Raw genomic sequence first — 1,879 nt, 5'->3', positions numbered from 1 at the left:
GCGGCAATGAATCAGTTCGCGATCCTCTACGAGGACCGCTTCACGGATCATCGCCTAAAATGAAAACCGCGTTTCCAACTCAGGAAGCGATTCAGAGCGCCTCACACACAGAAATTCTGACACTCCCCCGCAGATCCGACTTTACGCCCCTCTTAGGCAATTGAGCGACTTTCTTTACTATGCGATTCTTGCATCCATCGCCGCAGCGGTGTTCCAAATGTCGCTGGGACTGTATGAGCACTGGCTGGCATCTACGATCTCAGTGTGGTCTGCGGTTTATGCCACGCTCCTGCTGGTCTGGTGTCTTGTTCTTATAAAGAGAAATCTTGATACGTGGTTTAGCTACCTAGATGGCAAATAGCCAAACAATCGCTTGCAGCCGACAGCAGCTCGCCACGCTCGCCGCCGTCGGCTGAAGCTTGGCATTAGAACTTAGGGGGGAGTATATGGATTACATATATATTGACAATTCGAATCTGTACATCGAAGGCCGTCGAGTAAGTGCTGTGGCGCAGGACCTCGCCGACAACATCATCCAAGCCATGAATGACGGAATCTTGGATCACGGCTACACGATCAGTTTTGGAAAGCTTCACGAATTTGTATGCGGCGCAGACAAGCGACAAATCAAACGTGCTGCGCTTTTCGGTTCGCGGCCGCCGCCCAATGATGGAATTTGGCAGTACGCCAAGAGGGCGGGCTTTGAGCTACATCTCGAAGATCGAAACTACTCCAACAAGGAAAAGAAGATCGATACCGGGATTGCAACGCTCTTGACGAAAGACGCCTACAAAAGCGATGCCTATAAGAATGGAAAGCCGGAAGAAGATACCTTCGTCCTTGTCGCAGGCGACAGCGACTACGTTCCCACGATCAAGGAACTCCAAGCCGATGGCTTCAAAGTTGAAGTCGTTTTTTGGAACCATGCCTCTCGTGAACTTCGCGAGGTAGCCTCGAAATTCATCGGGCTAGACCCCTACTTGGAAAACCTGCGCATATGAGTGCAGTCTTGCATGCGATCCGGTGATTGACGTTCGGCGATAGGCGCACATCGGTTTGCTGGGGAAGAAAATGAAGGAACAACAAGAATTCCTAGTCTTGCGGTACTCGCTCGTTGAAGAACCGCAACGCGCGATAGGTGCATCACCGCTGCCATCGAGAAAGGGCAATGCAATACTACCCGCGTTAGAGCGTGATCGAGAATTCGTTCTCAACGGGGTAAGGTATAGTTTCGTTGGCTTTTCGTCAGTAGCTCCGACTACAGATTTTATTTTCCCTGAAAACCGATTTCTTGTCGGGAAGGCAGCGAAGCTGAAGCTGGCACACATGGGGACAAAAGTTCCAGGAGACATTGTAGAAACCCATACTGATGACTGGATCCCTGTGCTGACGATAATTGATCTGGAGGAGCAGTACATCTTTGTGAAAAAGGACTGGCGATTTGGGACGCCAGAACAGACGATGAGGGCTCTTCAGAGCGGTCTAAGGGAACCCGTATTAGCGAAATACAACCACAGGATCTTCGTTGAGGGCACGAGCAGCAAGGAGCATTTCTGGAGAATTGTATCCGAACACAGGAGGTTTTACAGGCTCGAACTCAATCTAATATCTCCAAATATACTTGAGACGAACTTGAGAGCAAGAGAGGCGCTGGCCGCGCTTAAGGAAACGCTGATTATTTCGTTTGCATATCGCCCCACGGGCGGCTCTGTTTGAGACAATACGCATAGTTCCTTCACGACGGTGACGATCCCGATGCAATCGAGCTTCTCCGACCTTGAGTACGCGGCCAAGAAGAAGATGACGCGCCGCGACCGGTTCCTTGCCCAGATCGAAGCGGTGACACCGTGGGCGGCGCTCGAAGCGCTGATCGAGCCGC

At 51.3% G+C, this 1,879-nt stretch carries 2 protein-coding genes and 1 pseudogene; all 3 read left to right on the top strand.

All coding sequences use genetic code 11. The features are described from left to right. Nucleotides 1-446 precede the first annotated feature (446 nt). The gene (locus tag I8J34_RS23965) at nucleotides 447-1,001 is read left to right on the top strand and encodes an NYN domain-containing protein (RefSeq protein WP_214364149.1); all 555 of its coding nucleotides are present in this window, start codon (nucleotides 447-449) and stop codon (nucleotides 999-1,001) included. A gap of 70 nt (nucleotides 1,002-1,071) precedes the next feature. Next, nucleotides 1,072-1,716 (top strand): hypothetical protein, encoded by a 645-nt coding sequence (locus I8J34_RS23960; protein ID WP_214364148.1) that lies wholly within the window; start codon nucleotides 1,072-1,074, stop codon nucleotides 1,714-1,716. 39 nt (nucleotides 1,717-1,755) lie between these two features. Further along, nucleotides 1,756-1,879: pseudogene (locus tag I8J34_RS23955) on the top strand (IS5/IS1182 family transposase); the annotation flags it as partial.

Origin of the sequence: Denitromonas iodatirespirans (assembly GCF_018524365.1) — a bacterium.
Classification (GTDB): Bacteria; Pseudomonadota; Gammaproteobacteria; order Burkholderiales; family Rhodocyclaceae; genus Nitrogeniibacter; species Nitrogeniibacter iodatirespirans.
Note: the sequence above shows the minus strand (reverse complement) of the source record. Positions and strands in the feature narration are given on the sequence as shown.

Coding starts and splice junctions, on each gene's coding strand:
- I8J34_RS23965 (WP_214364149.1), top strand. CDS start 447: ATGGATTACATATATATTGACAATTCGAATCTGTACATCGAAGGCCGT.
- I8J34_RS23960 (WP_214364148.1), top strand. CDS start 1,072: ATGAAGGAACAACAAGAATTCCTAGTCTTGCGGTACTCGCTCGTTGAA.